The sequence below is a fragment of the Streptomyces sp. UH6 genome, from assembly GCF_013421635.1.
GTDB lineage: Bacteria > Actinomycetota > Actinomycetes > Streptomycetales > Streptomycetaceae > Streptomyces > Streptomyces abyssomicinicus.
Map to the genome: position 1 here is coordinate 1 of NZ_JACADT010001287.1, position 1,300 is coordinate 1,300.

Below are 1,300 nucleotides of genomic sequence, written 5' to 3' on the forward strand. Positions count from 1 at the left end.
CGCACCTGCGGATCCTCCGTCCGCCGCGCCAACGCGTCCGCGTGCTCCGCGAGCCCCGGCAACTCCGGCGTCGCCACGCCGAACCCGCTCTCCCGCAGCGCCGCCGCGAAGTGCGCCGCCACCACGGTGACCTGGAACCGCGCCGAACCCTCCCGCACCGACCGGTGGAGCTCCTCCGTCTCCAGCGACCGGGACGCCTCGTGCGCCTCACGGGTGTCCGGGTCCAGCCACCGCACGGTCGCGGTGGCGAGCCGCCCCGACGCGCCCTCCTTCAGCCGCACCGCGTACAGCGCCGTGACCGTGTGCCCGGGGCCGACCTCACCGCCGTCGGCCCGGTCGTCGCGGAAGTCCTCGTCGGCGATCCGCCGGTTCTCGTAGCCGATCAGCCGGTGCTCCTCGACCGTCTCCGGGTCGAACGCGACCTGGGCCTTGGCGTCCCGCGCGGTGAGGTCGACGTTGCGGGGGAGATCCTCGGAGAACACCCGCTCCGCCTCCTCCGGCGAGGAGACGTACACGGTGTGGCCGTCGCCCCGGTTGGTCAGGCGCTCCATCAGCGCGTCCCCGTACTCGCTGCCGACCCCCACACCGAACAGCGTGATCCCGTTGTCCTCGCGCGCGTGCGTCACCTCCTCCAGGAGGGCGTCCGCGTCCGTCTCCCCGGTGTTGGCGAGGGCGTCGGACATCAGCACCACGCGGTTGGTCGCGCCGTCGCGCAGCCCGTCCAGCGCGGCGGTGTACCCCGCCCGCACCCCCGCGCCCAGATTGGTGGAGGCGTCCGGCTCGAGACGGTCGACGGCGTCACGGATCCGCTCGCGGCCCTCGCCGAGACGGGTCATCGGCAGGAGCGTCTCGGCCTGATCGCTGAAGGCGACCAGCGCGACGGAGTCGTCGTCGCGCAGCCGGTCGGTCATCGTCCGCAGGCCCTGCTGGACCAGGTCGAGGCGGCCGGCCTCGGCCATCGACCCGGAGACGTCCACGACGAAGGTGAGCGCGGCCGGCGCCCTGCCGCCGTCCTCGGCCCCCGGCTCGGGACGGGTGGCGAGGCCGACCCGCATCAGCGCCCAGCCGTCGTCCCCGGCCCGCGCCCCGTCCACGGACACCCCGAAGCCGTCGCCCTCGGGCCGCTCGTAGTCCTGGCGGAAGCTGTTGACGAACTCCTCCGGCCGCACGGTCGACGGCTCGGGCAGCCGCCCGTCGGCCAGGGCACGGCGGACGTAGCCGTAGGACGCGGTGTCCACGTCCAGCGCGAACGTGGACAGCCGGTCGCCGTCCCGGCCGTCCCGGCCGTTGCGCGGGGAGG

1 protein-coding gene is annotated in these 1,300 nt (G+C 75.0%); it reads right to left on the reverse strand.

The annotated features are described in order from the left end of the window. The coding region (locus HW445_RS31330) for a von Willebrand factor type A domain-containing protein (protein WP_180224157.1) at positions 1–1,300 on the reverse strand (1,300 nt) is incomplete at both ends.